This is a genomic window from Actinomycetospora straminea, assembly GCF_028737255.1.
Taxonomy (GTDB): domain Bacteria; phylum Actinomycetota; class Actinomycetes; order Mycobacteriales; family Pseudonocardiaceae; genus Actinomycetospora; species Actinomycetospora straminea.
This window is the reverse complement of the sequence record NZ_JAQZAN010000001.1, coordinates 424,188-439,273: the sequence shown is the minus strand read 5'-3', so window position 1 is coordinate 439,273 and position 15,086 is coordinate 424,188. Positions and strand designations below refer to the sequence as shown.

13 protein-coding genes are annotated in these 15,086 nt (G+C 75.5%); 6 read left to right on the top strand and 7 right to left on the bottom strand.

Features of this window, described 5'->3' with window-relative positions; genetic code table 11:
- The first annotated feature begins 79 nt into the window (after positions 1–79).
- From PH190_RS02040 to PH190_RS02030, 3 genes are read left to right on the top strand one after another with little or no spacing between them, the layout of a single operon-like run.
- Entirely contained in the window at positions 80–1,039 is a 960-nt protein-coding gene (locus PH190_RS02040; protein ID WP_274229838.1) for an amidohydrolase family protein, read from the top strand.
- Positions 1,036–1,932 carry a dioxygenase family protein gene (locus tag PH190_RS02035; RefSeq protein WP_274229837.1) on the top strand — a complete coding sequence of 299 codons (897 nt, stop codon included), beginning with the start codon at positions 1,036–1,038 and terminating at the stop codon, positions 1,930–1,932. Before PH190_RS02040 ends, PH190_RS02035 begins: the two co-directional genes overlap by 4 nt.
- Positions 1,929–3,017 carry a maleylacetate reductase gene (locus PH190_RS02030; protein ID WP_274229836.1) on the top strand — a complete coding sequence of 363 codons (1,089 nt, stop codon included), beginning with the start codon at positions 1,929–1,931 and terminating at the stop codon, positions 3,015–3,017. Before PH190_RS02035 ends, PH190_RS02030 begins: the two co-directional genes overlap by 4 nt.
- Here PH190_RS02030 and PH190_RS02025 read toward each other — a convergent pair.
- Positions 2,980–3,579 (bottom strand): TetR/AcrR family transcriptional regulator, encoded by a 600-nt coding sequence (locus tag PH190_RS02025; protein WP_274229835.1) that lies wholly within the window; start codon positions 3,577–3,579, stop codon positions 2,980–2,982. The two genes, PH190_RS02030 and PH190_RS02025, sit on opposite strands and share 38 nt — an antisense overlap.
- A gap of 59 nt (positions 3,580–3,638) precedes the next feature.
- Between PH190_RS02025 and PH190_RS02020 the strand changes: the two genes are divergently transcribed.
- Positions 3,639–4,817, top strand: a complete 1,179-nt coding sequence (locus tag PH190_RS02020; protein WP_274229834.1) for a cytochrome P450 — start codon at positions 3,639–3,641, stop codon at positions 4,815–4,817.
- Positions 4,818–4,869: 52 nt separating this feature from the next.
- On the opposite strand, the gene PH190_RS02015 is transcribed toward PH190_RS02020, so the two are convergent.
- Together PH190_RS02015 and PH190_RS02010 are read right to left on the bottom strand one after the other, a co-directional pair.
- Complete coding sequence (locus PH190_RS02015; protein WP_274229833.1) at positions 4,870–6,186, bottom strand: FAD-dependent oxidoreductase; 1,317 nt, start codon at positions 6,184–6,186, stop codon at positions 4,870–4,872.
- Positions 6,183–6,797: a PadR family transcriptional regulator gene (locus tag PH190_RS02010; protein ID WP_274229832.1), complete on the bottom strand. Its 615-nt coding sequence runs from the start codon at positions 6,795–6,797 to the stop codon at positions 6,183–6,185. Before PH190_RS02010 ends, PH190_RS02015 begins: the two co-directional genes overlap by 4 nt.
- Positions 6,798–6,874: 77 nt before the next feature.
- Here PH190_RS02010 and guaA point away from each other — a divergent pair, with 77 nt between their 5' ends.
- On the top strand, positions 6,875–8,434 hold the full coding sequence (guaA, locus tag PH190_RS02005; protein WP_420791546.1) for a glutamine-hydrolyzing GMP synthase: 1,560 nt from the start codon (positions 6,875–6,877) through the stop codon (positions 8,432–8,434).
- An 84-nt stretch (positions 8,435–8,518) separates the two neighbouring features.
- On the top strand, positions 8,519–9,640 hold the full coding sequence (locus tag PH190_RS02000; RefSeq protein WP_274229830.1) for an aminotransferase class I/II-fold pyridoxal phosphate-dependent enzyme: 1,122 nt from the start codon (positions 8,519–8,521) through the stop codon (positions 9,638–9,640).
- A 6-nt stretch (positions 9,641–9,646) separates the two neighbouring features.
- On the opposite strand, the gene PH190_RS01995 is transcribed toward PH190_RS02000, so the two are convergent.
- From PH190_RS01995 to PH190_RS01980, 4 genes are read right to left on the bottom strand one after another with little or no spacing between them, the layout of a single operon-like run.
- Positions 9,647–10,975, bottom strand: a complete 1,329-nt coding sequence (locus PH190_RS01995; RefSeq protein WP_274229829.1) for an MFS transporter — start codon at positions 10,973–10,975, stop codon at positions 9,647–9,649.
- Complete coding sequence (locus PH190_RS01990; RefSeq protein WP_274229828.1) at positions 10,972–12,633, bottom strand: amidohydrolase; 1,662 nt, start codon at positions 12,631–12,633, stop codon at positions 10,972–10,974. Before PH190_RS01990 ends, PH190_RS01995 begins: the two co-directional genes overlap by 4 nt.
- A gap of 8 nt (positions 12,634–12,641) precedes the next feature.
- Positions 12,642–14,330 (bottom strand): urease subunit alpha, encoded by a 1,689-nt coding sequence (locus tag PH190_RS01985; RefSeq protein WP_274229827.1) that lies wholly within the window; start codon positions 14,328–14,330, stop codon positions 12,642–12,644.
- Positions 14,327–14,914: an urease subunit gamma gene (locus PH190_RS01980; protein WP_274229826.1), complete on the bottom strand. Its 588-nt coding sequence runs from the start codon at positions 14,912–14,914 to the stop codon at positions 14,327–14,329. Before PH190_RS01980 ends, PH190_RS01985 begins: the two co-directional genes overlap by 4 nt.
- Between the last annotated feature and the right edge of the window lie 172 nt (positions 14,915–15,086).

Below are 15,086 nucleotides of genomic sequence, written 5' to 3'. Positions count from 1 at the left end.
GTGAGGTTTGACACCGCCGAACCGTAGGATTCATCATTGAGCAAGTCAATGCACGATGGTGAAACGGATCGAGGGCAGGATGCGCACGATCGGCCTGGAAGAACACTTCGTGACCCCGGAGCTCGCGCCGTACGGCAAGGGGACGGCGACGATCGCGGAGCCCCACGTGTGGGAGGAGATGTCGCGCCGGCTCCTCGACCTCACGGGCGCCCGGCTCGAGCGCATGGACGCCGCCGGGCTCGACGTCCAGGTGCTCTCGCTGAACTCGCCGGGGCTGCAGGCCGAGCCGGACGCCGCGCTCGCGGTCTCGCGCGCCGCCGCCGTCAACGACCTGCTCGCCGGGACGATCGAGGCGCACCCCAGCCGCTTCGCCGGGTTCGCCGCGCTGCCGCTGCAGGACCCGCAGGCCGCGGCCAAGGAGCTCGAGCGCTCGGTGACCCAGCTCGGGCTGCGCGGCGCGCTGGTCAACGCCCACACCCACGGCCGCTACCTCGACGACCCCGAGCTGCGGGTCGTGTGGGAGTACGCGCAGGGCCTGGACGTGCCGCTCTACCTGCACCCGGCGAACGGCGTCGATGCCGCCCACGTTCTCTCGGGCCACCCCGAGCTGATCGGGCCGATGTGGAGCTGGGGCACCGACACGGCCTCGCACGCGCTGCGGCTCATCTTCGGTGGCGTGTTCGACGACTTCCCCGAGGCGAAGCTGCTGCTCGGGCACATGGGCGAGGCGCTGCCGTTCACGCTGTGGCGCCTGGACTCGCGCTGGGACTTCCACGCCCACCACGGCATCGAGCTCGCCCGCGGCCGGCCGTCGGAGTACCTGCGGCACAACCTCTACATCACGACCAGCGGGGTCTGCTCCGCCGCGCCGCTCCTGTGCTCCCTGCTCGCGCTGGGGTCGGACCACATCCTCTTCGGCACCGACTACCCCTTCGAGGAGATGGACGTCGCCACCGAGTTCCTGCGCACCGCCCCGGTCAGCGAGGCCGACCGGGAGAAGATCGCGCACGGGAACGCCGAGCGACTGCTGCGGCTGTGAGCGCCACCCTCACCGACGAGGTGCTCGCGAGCTTCGCGCGGACCCCCGACGCGCGGCTCCGCGCGGTCCTCGAGCGGGTCGTCGTGCACCTGCACGAGCTGGTGCGCGAGGTGGAGCCGACGGTCGCGGAGTGGGAGGCCGCGATCGGGTTCCTCACCGCGATCGGGGCCGCCTGCGACGAGACCCGCCAGGAGTTCATCCTGCTCTCCGACGTGCTCGGCGTGTCGTCGTTGGTGGAGGCGCTCAACGGTGCCCCCGTCGAGTCCGGGGGCACCGAGAGCACGGTCCTCGGCCCGTTCCACGTGACCGCGTCCCCACCGCGGGAGCTCGGCGACAGCATCGACGACCTCGGCGGCGGTCGGCGGGCCCTCGTGACCGGCCGCGTCGTCGACCCCGCGGGGAACGCCGTGCCGGGTGCGGAGATCGACGTGTGGCAGTGCACCGAGGACGGGTTCTACGACGTCCAGCAGCCCGAGCGGCAGCCCGCCGGCAACGGTCGGGGGCTCTTCCGCGCCGACGCCGACGGCCGGTTCCGCTTCCGGACCGTCGTGCCGGGCCACTACCCGATCCCGACCGACGGGCCGGTCGGCGCGCTGCTGGCGGCGACCCGCCGGCATCCCTACCGGCCCGCCCACGTCCACCTCCTCGTCGGCGCCCCCGGCTTCGCGACGCTGACGACGCACCTGTTCGTGCGGGGCAGCCCCTACCTCGACGCCGACGCGGTGTTCGCGGTGAAGGAGGGGCTGGTGGTCGACTTCGCCGAGGTGGACGTCGACACCGCGGGAGACGGGGCGCCGTGGAGCCCGACCGTCGACGACGGCCTGGACCGCCCGTACCGGCACGCCGACGTCGAGGTCGTCCTCGTCCCTGCCGGGCTAGCGTCGGCTCCGTGAGCCTCTCGTTCGTCCACGACGCGCTCCCGATGCGGGTGGTCTTCGGTCCCGGCCGCCTCGCCGACCTGGGCGGGGAGGTGGACCGTCTCGGCCTGCGCCGGGTGCTGGTGCTCGGCACCGCCGAGCAGGAGGCGGCGCTGCGGGCGACCGCCGACGGGCTCGGCGGGCGCGCCGCCGGCGTCTTCGCGGAGGCGCGCCAGCACGTGCCGGTGGCGGTCGCGGCCGCGGCGGCGGACCGGGCCCGCGAGCTGGGCGCCGACGGGTGCGTCGCGGTCGGCGGCGGGTCGTCGGTCGGGCTGGGCAAGGCCGTCGCCCTGCGCCACGGTCTGCCGGTGGTCGCCGTCCCGACGACCTACGCCGGCTCGGAGATGACCCCGATCTGGGGCCTGACCGAGGACGGCGAGAAGCGCACCGGCCGCGACCGTGCGGTGCTGCCGCGCACCGTCGTCTACGACCCCGAGCTGACGCGCTCGCTGCCCGTCGGGCTGTCGGTGACCAGCGGGCTCAACGCCGTCGCGCACGCCGTCGAGGGGCTGTGGGCGCCGGACGGCACGCCGATCACCGCGCTGATGGCCGAGGAGGGCGTCCGCGCGCTGCTCGCCGCGCTGCCCGCGATCGTCGAGCGGCCCGACGACCTCGACGCCCGCTCCGGGGCGCTGCAGGGCGCGTGGCTGTGCGGGGCGGTGCTCGGGGCGACCACGATGTCGCTGCACCACAAGCTCTGCCACGTGCTCGGCGGCTCGTTCGACCTGCCGCACGCCGAGACCCACGCGGTGGTGCTGCCCCACGTCGTCGCCCACAACGGGCCCTCGGCACCCGCGGCGGTGGCGGCGCTGGGCCGGGCGCTCGGCGTGGCGGCCGGGCCGAACACGGAGGCGGACAAGGTGGCGGACACGGTGGCGACGGCGCTCGCCGACCGGGCCCGCGAGCTCGGGGCGCCGACCTCGCTCGCGGCGATCGGGATGCCCTGCGATGGGCTGGCGCAGGTCGTCGACGCGGTGCTCGCCGCGCCCTACGCGAACCCCGCGCCGGTGACGCGCGCGAGCCTCACCGCGCTGCTCGAGGCGGCGTACCAGCCGGCGTGAACGCCAGGGCGAGGTGCGCGTCGAGGGTGGCGAGGGCGTCGGCGGGGTCGAGGTGCCCACCCAGGACGTGCACCGCCAGGCCCTCGACCAGCGACAGCAGGCCGGTGGCGGCGATCTCCGGGTCGAGCGCGCCGGGTGCCGAGCGGACCTGCGCGGCCACCGCCGCGCGCATGCCCCGCGTGTCCTCCCGCAGCCGGGCCGCGACGTCGGGGCGGCTCGCGGCGTAGGCGTGGAAGGCCACGGCGACCCGGCCCTCGAGCTCGCGGTCGGCGTCGAGCGGGAGCAGCTGCACGAGCAGGGCCCGGACGAGACGGCGCGGGTCGCCCTGAACGTCGGGGTCGTCGGCGAGCCGGGCCTGCACGCGCGCGGCGACGACGTCCAGCGCGAAGATCATCATCTCGTCCTTGGTGCGGAAGTAGTGCTGCACCATCCCCGCGGTCACGCCGGCCTCGGCGGCGACGTGGCGCAGGCTCACGTCCATCAGCCCCCGCTCGGCGGCCACGCGCAGCAGCGCGTCGGCGAGGAGCGTCCGGCGTTCGTGGTGGTCGACCTGCTTCGGCACGTTGCGACCGTATGGCCTCCTCGGTTACGTTGCACCTGCAATGCAACGAGGAGGACCCCGTGACGACGCTGCCGCTCGACCGTCCCGACCCGACCGCCCCGCCGGCGGACTACCGGCGGCTGCGGGAGCACGAGCCGGTGGCCCGGGTCGTCGGCCACGACGGGGCGCCGGCGTGGCTCGTCACCTCCCACGACCTGGTCGCGACCGGCCTCGCCGACCCGCGCCTGGGGCTCACGCCGCCCGGGGTCGCGGTCGACGAGCGTGCCTCGCTGTTCCGGGACGGCCCGGCGCACACCCGCCTGCGCCGCCTCGTGGCCCGCGCGTTCACGCCGCGCCGGGTCGCCGAGCTCGCACCGCGGGTCGAGGCGCTCGCCGAGGAGCACGTCGCCGCGCTGGTCGCCGCCGCGGACCACGGGCCGGCGGACCTCGTCGACCTCGTCGGCGCGCCGCTCGCCGTCGGGTCGCTCGGCCTGCTCCTGGGCGTCCCGCTCGCCGACCACCCGCACTTCCGCGGCCTCGTCGACGACGCCCTGCGCGCGGACCCGATGGCCGCCGCGGAGGACCCCGCGCTGCTGGCCGAGGCCGAGCGGGCGTGGGGCGCGCTGATGGCGTTCACCGCCGAGCTCGTCGCCGCCGCCCGCGAGACGCCGGGCGACGACCTGCTCGGCACGCTCGTGGCGGTGCGCGACGCCGACGACGGCCGCCTCGACGACGGCGAGCTCGTCGCGCTGGTCACGGCCCTGCTCGCGGCGGGCGTCATCACGGTGCGGGGCGGCCTCGCGGTCGCGGTGGTGCGGTTGCTGGCGGACGACCTGCTCGCCGGGCTGGCGGACCACCCGGACGTCCCGGGGCTCGTCGACGAGCTGGTGCGGCGGACGGGCGTCGAGGTGTTCCCGCGCTGGGCGCAGGAGAACCTCGAGCTCGGCGGCGTCGCGATCGCCGCGGGGGACCGGGTGCTGCTGCGCCTCGAGGCCGCCAACCACGACCCGGCGCGCTTCGCCGAGCCCGAGGCGCTGCGCCCGGGGCGGGCGGGCCCGCACCTCGGCTTCGGGCGCGGCCCGCACCACTGCCTCGGCGCCGCCCTGGCCCGCCTCGAGCTCACCGCGGCCCTGACCGCCCTGTCCCGCCGGGCCCCGGGCCTGCGCCTGGCGGTGCCGCTCGCCGAGGTGCCGTGGCACCGCGGCGAGGTCGACTCCGGGCCGCTGGCGCTGCCGGTGGTGTGCGCTCCGCGCTCGTGAGCACTCTGGAGTGCTGTGGCACTTCGAAGTGCTCACATGAGCGCAGCTCACGTCACACCAGCTCGGAGTCCCGCACCTTCTGGAAGCCGCGCGCCATGCGCCGCTTGGCCGGCGGGATGCGGTCGACGATCCGCATGCCCGTGCGCTGCGCCAGCACCGACAGCGGCCCGATCACCGGGCGCCGCGCGGTGCCGTCGTCGTTCATGAACTCCAGCGACTCGCGCACGGCGAGGGCCGCGTAGCGGCGCATGAGCTCCTCGTACTCGCCGACGCCCTCGAGCAGCGAGAGCTCGCCGTCACGCACGCGCACGAGCCGGTCGCGCAGCTCGCGGGCGTCGCGCAGCGCGGTGTTCGCGCCGGCCCCGCGGCCCGGTGTCATGGTGTGGATCGCGTCGCCGACCATCGTCACCGTGCTCGGCGTCCACGCCGGGACGGGGTCGGAGGTCCGGATGGCCAGCGTGACCGTGGAGCCCGGGTCGGCGGTGGCGATCAGGTCGAGCCAGCGGGGGTCCCAGCCCTCGCTGAGCTCGCCGGCCAGGGCGAGGGCGTCGCGGCCGGTGCGCTCGAGGAGGTCCGGCGGCGCGATCGAGCGCGACGTCGTGATCGCCCAGGAGACGTGGTCGGTGGTGTTGTCGAAACGCAGGCCGGGGTGGCGCGCGATCAGCTCCTCGTCGTTCCGGCTGCCCCACGGCATCCGCATCACGTGCGTGATCCCGAACTGGCCGCGCCGGTCGAAGTACATGCCGAAGCCGTGCCGGACCTGCTCCGGGACGAGGCGCTCGGACCGCTCGGTGAGCAGCGTCTTGCCGCCGATCGCGACCAGCCCGGTCTCGGTGTGCGTCGCGTGCGGGAGGTACTGGCGGCGCACCCGGGAGCTCGCCCCGTCCGCGCCGACGAGCAGGTCACCGGTGTCGCTGCTGCCGTCGTCGAAGTGCGCGGTGACCCGGCCGTCGGCGTGCCGGGTGTAGTGGGTGAAGCGGCGGTCGAACGTGATGACGTCCTCCATGCCCGTGAACAGCACCTGGCGCAGCGTCATGCGGCTGACGTTGTGCTCGCCGTCCTCGGGGGCGTCGCTGCTGTGCGGGAGGTCGGCGAAGTCGATGCTGATCAGCGTCCGGTACCGCTCGGTGAGCATGGCGAGCGTCGTGTAGGGCGCCGCGGTGGTGGCGACGAACGTCGCGAACAGCTCCGGTGGGAGGCAGGACCGCAGCGCGCGGGCACCGTTGGGCGAGATGCCGACGCGGTAGCCGTGCAGGCCGCTGGTGCGCGTGCGGTCGCGCTCGTGCACGGCGACCTCGATGCCCGCGCGCCGCAGCCCGTGCGCGAGACACATCCCGCCGGTGCCGGCCCCGATGATGATCACCTTCATGGCGCGTCCTCTCCGCCGGCGTCCACCCGGCGTGCGATGTCGGTCAGGGCGGCGCGGTCCCAGCGCAGGGCGCCGGAGCGCAGGTCGTCGAGCAGGGCGGCGATCCAGGCGACGTCGGTCTCGAGGTGCGCGATGGCGTACTCGGCCTCGACGACGACGATCCGCGGCAGGAAGCCGGGCGCGTGCTCGAGCTCGCGGCACACCCGGTCGAGCTCGCCGCGCCGGTCGGACAGGCGCAGGGCCAGCGCGTCGGCGGCGACCTCGGGCTCGAGCAACGGGAGGTAGGCGAGCGCGGCGGTGAACTCGGCGAACTCGTGGCGGGGCGCGGTGAGCATGTCGAGCGTCCACGTGACCGCGAGCTCGCGGCCCGCGTCGGTCGCCGCGTAGACGGTGCGCTCGGGGCGCGTCGCCTCCCGCTCGGTGGCGGCGACCACGAGCAGCCCGTCGCGCACGAGCCGGTCGATCGTCTTGTAGAGCTGCGAGCGCTGACCGACGTTGACCACCTGGTCCTTGCCGCGTTCGCGCAGGAGCTGCTGCATCCGGTACGGGTGCATGGGCTCCTCCGCGGCGAGGGCGAGGACGGCGAGGGCGAGGCCGGAGCGCTGGGTCATGGTGTCGACGATACTAGTGTCGTCGACACTATGACGGCAAGGGTCGATGGCTGGCGGGGATCTGGACAATGGTGGGCGTGACCGCCAGCGGTGATCGCCCCGTCCTCGTCGTCGACTACGGCGCGCAGTACGCGCAGCTCATCGCCCGTCGGGTACGGGAGGCGCAGGTCTACTCGGAGGTCGTGCCGCACACGACGCCGGTGGACGAGATGCTCGCCAGGGACCCGGCCGCGATCGTGCTCTCCGGCGGGCCCGCGAGCGTGTACGAGGAGGGGGCGCCGAGCATCGACCCGGCGGTGTTCGACGCCGGCGTGCCGGTGTTCGGCATCTGCTACGGCTTCCAGCTCATGGCCGGCGCGCTGGGCGGGGTCGTCGAGCACACCGGGGCGCGGGAGTACGGGCGCACCGAGCTCGCGGTGACCACGCCCGGGCGGCTGCACGACGACCTGCCCGACGCCCACCCGGTGTGGATGAGCCACGGCGACGGCGTGACGAAGGCGCCCGAGGGCTTCACGGTCACCGCGTCCTCGCCCGGCGCACCGGTCGCCGCGTTCGAGGACGTCGAGCGCCGCTTCGCCGGCGTGCAGTACCACCCGGAGGTCGGGCACTCGCCGCACGGCCAGGAGGTGCTGCGCCGCTTCCTGCGCGACGTCGCCGGCGTGGACGCCGACTGGAACACCGCCAACATCATCGACGAGACGGTGGCGGCGGTCCGCGAGCAGGTGGGTCCCGAGGGGCGCGCGATCTGCGGGCTGTCGGGCGGGGTCGACTCCGCCGTGGCCGCCGCGCTCGTCCAGCGCGCCATCGGCGACCGTCTGACCTGCGTCTTCGTCGACCACGGCCTGCTGCGCGAGGGCGAGCGGGGCCAGGTCGAGCGGGACTTCGTCGCCGCGACGGGCGTCGACCTCGTCACCGTCGACGCGGCCGAGACCTTCCTGCGCGAGCTCGACGGCGTCGTCGACCCGGAGGAGAAGCGCAAGATCATCGGGCGCGAGTTCATCCGCGCGTTCGAGGGTGCGGCGCGCGACGTCGCGCAGGGGAAGGGTGCGGACTTCCTCGTCCAGGGCACGCTCTACCCCGACGTCGTCGAGTCCGGCGGCGGGTCCGGGGCCGCGACGATCAAGTCGCACCACAACGTCGGCGGGCTGCCCGACGACCTGCAGTTCTCGCTGGTCGAGCCGCTGCGGGCGCTGTTCAAGGACGAGGTGCGCCGCGTCGGCGCCGAGCTCGGGCTGCCCGAGACGATCGTGCGCCGCCAGCCGTTCCCGGGCCCCGGGCTCGCGATCCGGATCATCGGGGCCGTCGACGCCGACCGCCTCGCGACCCTGCGCCGCGCCGACGCCATCGCGCGCGAGGAGCTGACCTCCGCCGGACTCGACGAGGTCATCTGGCAGTGCCCGGTGGTGCTGCTCGCCGACGTGCGGTCGGTCGGGGTGCAGGGCGACGGGCGCACCTACGGCCACCCGGTGGTGCTCCGCCCGGTGTCCAGCGAGGACGCCATGACCGCGGACTGGACCCGCCTGCCCTACGACGTGCTCGAGCGCATCTCCACGCGCATCACCAACGAGTGCGCCGAGATCAACCGCGTCGTCCTCGACGTGACCAGCAAGCCGCCGGGGACGATCGAGTGGGAGTAGGTGCGGCTGCGCGCACCCGATCGGCGTGCTCCCCTTGTCCTGGTGCTACAGGCCACGGAAGTGCTCACGAGACCGGAGGTCACGGTGGCTGAGACGATCTTCAGCGAGATGTCCCGGCTCGCGCTGGAGCACGACGCGATCAACCTCGGTCAGGGCTTCCCCGACACGCCGGGGCCGCGCGAGGTCGTCGACGTCGCGGTGGCCGCGATGCACAAGGGCTGGAACCAGTACCCGCCGGCCGTCGGCATCGCGTCGCTGCGGAGGGCCATCGCCGACCACCAGCGGCGCTGGTACGGCCTGGACGTCGCCGCGGACGGCGGGGTGGTCGTGTGCTCGGGGGCGTCGGAGGCGCTGTCGTCGGCGATGACCGCGCTGCTCTCGCCGGGCGACGAGGTGATCGCGCTCGAGCCGTACTACGACCTGTACGGGGCGACCGCGGCACTGCTCGGCGCGCGCCTCGTGCCGGTGCGCCTGCACGCGCCGGACTACGCGCTGGACGCCGCGGCGCTGCGGGCGGCCGTCACCGACCGCACCACGATGATCGTCCTCAACACCCCGCACAACCCGACCGGCGCGGTGCTGTCGACCGCCGAGCTCGAGTCGGTGGCGCAGGTCGCGCGGGACCACGACCTGGTCGTGCTGTCCGACGAGGTCTACGAGCACCTGGTCTTCGACGACAACCGCCACGTCCCGATCGCGACGCTGCCCGGGATGTTCGAGCGGACGATCACCGTCGGGTCGGGCGGCAAGACGTTCTCGGTCACCGGCTGGAAGATCGGCTGGGCGACGGGGCCGGCGGACCTCGTGGAGAAGGTGCTCGGCGTCAAGCAGTGGTTCTCGTTCGCCGCCGGCACGCCGCTGCAGCACGGGATCGCGGCGGGCCTGGAGCTGCCCGACGAGCGGCTCGCGCACCTCGGCGACGACCTCGCCCGCAAGCGCGACCTGCTCACCGACGGTCTGCGCGAGCTGGGCCTCGAGGTGTTCCACTCCAAGGCGACCTACTTCGTCACCGCCGACGTCGCGCCGCTGGGCGTCACCGACTCGCTGGAGTTCTGCCGCTCCCTGCCCGAGCGCGTGGGCGTGGCGGCGGTGCCGAACCAGGTGTTCCACGCCTCGCCCGTGGGCGTCGAGACCCAGGTCCGCTTCGCCTGCTGCAAGCGCGACGAGATCCTCGCCGACGCCCTGCTGCGGCTGCGCAAGCTGTGAAGAGGGTCAGGCCCGCGATCGGGCCACGCCCTCGGTGGTCATCTCCGCCTCCGGCACGTAGAGCCGCGGCGCGAGCAGGCCGCTGACCACGGTGACCAGGGCGATGCCGACCAGCAGCAGCCCCGGCGCCCACGACCCGCCCCCGGCCGCCGCGAGCACGGCGGTGGCGACCAGCGGCACGAAGCCCGACACGATCCCGGCGAGGTTGGCCGCGAGCGCGATGCCGCTGTAGCGCAGGCGCGCCGGGAAGAGCCGCGCGAGCAGGTCGCCGGAGACGGCGTAGGGGATCGAGAGCATGGCGACGCCGAGCGTCACGCCGAGCACCACGGCGACGCCGTTGCGGGTGTCGAGCAGCCAGAACATCGGCAGCGCCACGAGGGCGGAGGCGATGCCGCCGGCGACCGTGACGCGCGCGGCCCCGAAGCGTTCCGCGAGCCGCCCGCCCAGGACGAGCACGCCGATCTCGACCACTGCGGCGACGAGCGTCGCGCCCAGGGCGAGCGGGCGCGGCAGGTCGAGGTCGCCGGTGGCGTAGCTGATGACGAACGTGGTGGCGAGGTAGAAGCCGCCGACCCCGAGCAGCGCCGACCCGGCCCCGACGAGCAGCGCGGGCCACGCCCCGGTGACCACCTGCGTGACCGGCGCCGAGGCGCGGGCGTCCTCGGCGAGCAGGCGGTCGAACAGCGGCGACTCCTCGACGCGCCGGCGCAGCCACAGCGCCACCCCGAGCAGCGGGAAGGCGACGAGGAACGGGATGCGCCAGCCCCAGGCGTCGAAGTCCTCGGGCGGCAGCAGCGCGACCAGCAGGAACGCCCCGGACGACAGCAGCGTCCCCACCGGCGACCCGATCTGCGGCATCGCCGCGTAGCGCCCGCGCTTCTCCGGCGGGGCGTGCTCGACGGCGAGCGTGATCGCCCCGCCCCACTCGCCGCCGACCGCGACGCCCTGCAGCAGGCGCAGCAGCGTCAGCAGCACCGGCGCGGCGACGCCGATGTCGGCGAACCCCGGGAGCACCCCGATGAGGCCGGTGACGGCGCCGATCATCACGACGGTGATGAGCAGGCACGCGCGCCGGCCGATCCGGTCGCCGAGGTGGCCGAAGACGATCCCGCCCAGCGGCCGGGCGACGAAGCCGACGGCGAACGACGCGAACGCGGCGAGGGTCGCGACGACGGCGTCGTCGGTGGCGAAGAACAGGCGGTTGAACACCAGCGACGCGGCGGTGCCGTAGAGGAAGAAGTCGTACCACTCGAACGCGGTGCCGACGAAGGCGCCGACCGCGACGCGGCGGGCGTCCGCGGCGGTGGGGGTGGGGGCGGGCGTGCGGTCGCTCATCGCGGTCCTCCGTCGGGCGGCAGGTCCAGGACGTCGGCGCCGTGGGTGGCGCGCCCGCCCCGCAGGGTGGCGACGACGTCGATGTCGCCGAGACGGTCGGGATCGACGCGGAGGGGGTCGTCGCCCAGGAGCACGAGGTCGGCGACGAAGCCGGGCGCGAGCCGCCCGCGGACGTCCTCGTCGCCGGCGATCCAGGCGGCGTCGACCGTGTAGGCGCGCAGGGCGGTGTCGGCGTCGACGGCCTCGTCGGCGGCGAGGGTCCGTCCCGACGACGTCCGCCGCTGCACCATCGACTGCATCCCGCGCAGGGGGTGCCCGTCGGCGACGCACGGACGGTCGGAGCTCGCCGGCACCCGCAGCCCCGCGCGCAGGAAGGACGCGTGGCGGTAGAGCAGGTCGGCGCGGTGCTCGCCGACGGCGGCGATCATCGAGTCCCCGATCTCGTACAGGAACCGGGCCTGGGGGACCGGGGTGACCCCGAGATCGGCGAGGCGGGCCAGGGCGGCGTCGTCGACGACGCCGGCGTGCTCGAGGCGGTGCCGGGGTGGGCGCACGCCCGGCCAGGGGGTCCGGGCCGCGTCGGCGAAGGCGTCGAGCGCGGCGTCGACGGCGCGGTCGCCGATCGCGTGCGCGGCGACCGTCCACCCGCCCGCCACGGCCTCGACGACGGCGGCGTGCAGGACCTCCGGGTCGTCGCCGAGGTAGCCGGCCTCGTCGCGGTCGGCGTAGGGCTCGCGCATCGCCGCGGTGCGGGAGCTCAGCGCGCCGTCGAAGAAGATCTTCATGGGTCCGACGCGCAGGTCGAGGTCCCCGAGCCCGGGGCGCAGGCCCAGGTCGAGGCCCCGGCCGGGCTCGCCGGGCGTCGCGCGCAGGACCGAGGTCTCGGGCATGAGGTCGACGCGCACCGCGAGGTCGCCGCGCTCGCGGGCGAGCTGGTAGGCGGCGAGCTCGCGGGGGGAGCGCCCGATCCACCCGCCGCCGATGCCGGCCTCGGTGACGTGGGTGAGGCCCTCGCGGGCGAACACCGCGGTCGCGGCGGCGATCGCGTCGGCCAGCTCGGCGACGGGGTAGGGCCGCAGCAGGTCGCCGGCCAGGGCCTGCGCGGCCTCGAGCAGGACACCGGTCGGCGCGCCCGCCCCGTCGCGGACGACGACCCCACCGGCGGGCACGGTGGCGGTCCCGTCGAGGACCCCCGCGCGGTGCAGCACCTCGCTGGAGACCGCGCAGACGTGCGCGGAGCGGTGCTTGAGCCACACCGGCCGCCCGCCCCCGACGCGGTCGAGCACGTGGCGGTCGGGCGAGCCGCCGAGGGCGACGTCGTCGTAGCCGCTGCCGATGACGAAGGCGTCCGCGGGCAGCTCCGCGGCGCGGGCGGCGACGGCGTCGTACAACGCGTCGAGATCGGTCACGCCCGCGAGCGGGATCTCGGCGAGCGACTGCCCGAACCAGGCGGCGTGCTGGTGCGCGTCGTCGAACCCGGGCACGACGGTGGCGCCGTCGGCGTCGACGGTGCGGCGGGCCCGCACCCCGGCCGGCAGCGCGTCGTCGTCGAGGACCGCGAGCACGCGGCCGTGGTGCACGGCCAGGGCCCGGGCCCGCGGGTGCTCGTCGTCGAGGGTGCGGACGTCGGCGCCGGTCAGCAGCAGGTCGATCTCCATGCCCCTCCTCAGGCCAGGTGGTGCAGGCGGGTCAGGGGCAGGGCGACGGCGTGGTGCAGCGGCACCTCGCGGCCGTCCACCCGCACCGGGGACGGCTCGCCGGGGATCTCCACCCGCGGCGTCGCGGTGTTGTGGAGCATGTCCGCGGCGCCGAGCCCGCGGCTGCCGGCGACGGGCAGGTAGCGCGGCCCGGACGGCAGGGCGGCGCGGGCGGCCGGGTCGTCGAGGCAGGCCGCGGCGACGAACTGGTGCGCGAGGCGGGCGGGCGCGCCGCCGCGGGCGCCGTGGAACCCGCGCATCCGCCGGGGCTGGGTGAGCCGCGTCGACCCCGACCCCGACCCGGCGGCGCCCCACGCGACGAACCCCGACTTGATCACCAGCTCGGGCGTCGCCCCGAACCAGGCGGGCGACCACAGCACGATGTCGGCGAGCCGGCCGGCCCTTAGCGAGCCCACGTGGGCGGCCAGCCCGTGGGCGACCGCCGGGTTGTGCGTCAGCTTGGCGAGGTAGCGCAGCACGCGGGCGTTGTTCGCGACGTCCGGCCCCGTCTCCCCGGCGAGGTGGGCCTGGACGTGGGCGAGCTGCCAGGTGCGGCGCACGGTCTCGCCGATGCGGCCCATGCCGAGCGCGTCGGAGTTGACGATGGCGATCGCCCCGTCGTCGTGCAGGCGGTTCTCCGCGGCGATCGCGTGCTCGCGGATGCGGCTCGCGGCGATGCTGCGGTCGCTGGGCAGGTCGGGGTGACCGCGGTGCACGGTCATCGTCATCGGCCCCAGCTCGCGGACGGTCGCCGGTGTCAGGGGCAGGGTCGGTGTCGTCGAGGACGTCAGGACCGCCGGGTCGCCGACGATGCGCAGCAGGTCGGGGTGCCCGCCGCCGCCCTCGACGTGGTACGCGTGCACGGTCCGCCCGCCGACGGCGTCGAGGGTGTCGTCGAGGTAGCCCGACTCGTTGAGCGTGTCGGTGTGCAGGGCGACGGGGAGGTCGGCCTGCTCGGCGACGCCCAGGCAGGTGTCGACGGCGTCGGGGCCCGCGCCCCAGTCCTCGTGGACCTTGAACCCGCCGGCGCCGGCGAGCACCGCCCGCTCGAGCAGGTCCGCCGACCCCGAGGAGCCGCGGGCGAGGAACGCGGCGTTCACCGGGGCGCCGGTCCACGAGGCCATGAGCGTGTGCAGGTTGGGCGCGGGGTTGGCGCCGACGTCCCACACCCCGCCGATGCCCATCCCCACCATCGTCGTCACGCCGGTGGCGAGCGCGGCCGGCGCGAGGTCGGCGTTGGAGAGGTGGACGTGGGAGTCCACGACGCCCGGCGTCGCGATGAGGCCCTCGCCGGGCACCATCGCCGTGTGGGCGTCGACGACGAGCTCGACGCCGTCCTGGACGTCCGGGTTGCCGGCCCGCCCCACGCCGACGACGCGCCCGTCGGCCACCCCGATCGACGTCTTGCGGACGCCGAGGACGGGGTCGAGCAGCAGGACCCCGAGGACGACGAGGTCGAGGGCACTGTCGCGCGGGGCCCGGTCGGCGACCAGGGCGCCCTGGCGCGCGGTCTTCCCGCAGCCGCCGAGCATCTCCTCGCCCGGCTCGGTGTCGTCGGCCTCGACCTCCACCCACAGGTCGGTGTCGGCGAGGCGGACGCGGTCGCCGGTGGTCGGCCCGTAGACCCGCGCGTAGGCGCCCCGGTCGAGGCTGCTCACCGGGCACCGCCGAGGTGGACGGCGGTCGCTCCTCGCGAGGCGCCGGCCTCGACGCGCAGCGCCGTGCCGGCGGGGAGGTCGAGGCGCAGATGCGCGGGATCGGTGCCGTCGTCGACGTCGACGCGCAGCCGGCGGTTGAGCCGGTCGAGCGGGACGTGCGAGGTCACCCAGACCGCCTGCTCGCCCTCGTTGCGCAGGACGACCCCGGACCGCACGCGGCCGGGGGCGAGCTCGACGGTGCCGGGCGCCGGGCGGACCGCGCCGGGCCCGTCGGCGGAGGGCGGGCCGAAGGGTCGGTCGACGTGGACGAGGGTGGTGCCGTGCGGGAAGAGGGCCTCGACCTGCAGCGAGGGCACGGCCGCGGGCACGCCCTCGACCAGCTGCCCGGGTCCGACGACCTCGCGGGCACGGCGCACCACGTCGTCGAGGTCGAGCCCGTCCCAGGCGAGCTCGCAGATCTCGTCGCACACCAGCGCGATCGCCTCGGTCGCGCCGAGCCGCGCGCCACGGGCCAGCCGCCGGCGCGCGAGCTCCGCCGCGCCGTGCAGCAGCACCCTCTCCTCCTCGCGCGGGGTGAGGTGCAAGGGCGGCCTCCCGGGCGGCGGGTCGGGGTGGGCGGGGCGGGGTGAGCGGAGTGGGTGTGTGCGCGGTGGGTGAGCGGCCCAGCGTGCCCTGTGACGACGGCCGGGGGGAAGGCGTCGCGGCCGTGTCACTCGCCGTGGCAGCCTGGCGTCCATGCTGGCGTTGGAGGTCAGG

Bases quoted from the DNA above. Each gene is read 5' to 3' on its own strand.
- PH190_RS02040 (WP_274229838.1), top strand. From the start codon at position 80: ATGCGCACGATCGGCCTGGAAGAACACTTCGTGACCCCGGAGCTCGCG.
- PH190_RS02015 (WP_274229833.1), bottom strand. From the start codon at position 6,186: ATGAAGGTGATCATCATCGGGGCCGGCACCGGCGGGATGTGTCTCGCG.
- PH190_RS02010 (WP_274229832.1), bottom strand. From the start codon at position 6,797: ATGACCCAGCGCTCCGGCCTCGCCCTCGCCGTCCTCGCCCTCGCCGCG.
- PH190_RS01995 (WP_274229829.1), bottom strand. From the start codon at position 10,975: ATGAGCGACCGCACGCCCGCCCCCACCCCCACCGCCGCGGACGCCCGC.
- PH190_RS01990 (WP_274229828.1), bottom strand. From the start codon at position 12,633: ATGGAGATCGACCTGCTGCTGACCGGCGCCGACGTCCGCACCCTCGAC.